The sequence below is a fragment of the Achromobacter sp. GbtcB20 genome (assembly GCF_019091095.1).
GTDB classification, from domain to species: domain Bacteria; phylum Pseudomonadota; class Gammaproteobacteria; order Burkholderiales; family Burkholderiaceae_B; genus Achromobacter; species Achromobacter mucicolens.
The window spans coordinates 1-362 of record NZ_JAGXJZ010000318.1; the positions used below are offsets into that span (position 1 = coordinate 1).

1 pseudogene is annotated in these 362 nt (G+C 55.8%); it reads left to right on the forward strand.

The window, feature by feature from the left end:
- Positions 1-161 (forward strand): annotated as a pseudogene (locus KVT32_RS32350) (PhzF family phenazine biosynthesis protein); the annotation flags it as partial.
- Positions 162-362: the final 201 nt, after the last annotated feature.

The following is a 362-nucleotide window of genomic DNA, read 5'->3' on the forward strand; positions in this document are numbered from 1 at the left end:
ACCTGCGCGACCTGGGCTGGCCCCATGGCGGGCACATCGAGGTGGTGCAGGGCGAGGACATGGGGATGCGTTCGCGCCTGCGCGCCGACATCGATCCGGCGCCCGGCAGCGCGATCCGCGTCTCGTGCACGGCCGGCCTTCTGTGGGGCACGCGGAATTAATAACTGACTCGCGGGTTTTGTCAATTTGGAACTAAAGGGTAAAAGCGCCTTTGCTCAAAGTATAAATATTTCCTCAGGGATTGATAATTATCAGGAAACAAGAAATCATTCCTCACTTAATTTCAATTTCTAGGAGTAACCGTTCATGGAGCTGTGCCAAGCAAACCTCACCACCCAAGCGAACGCTGACGCGATCCGCCC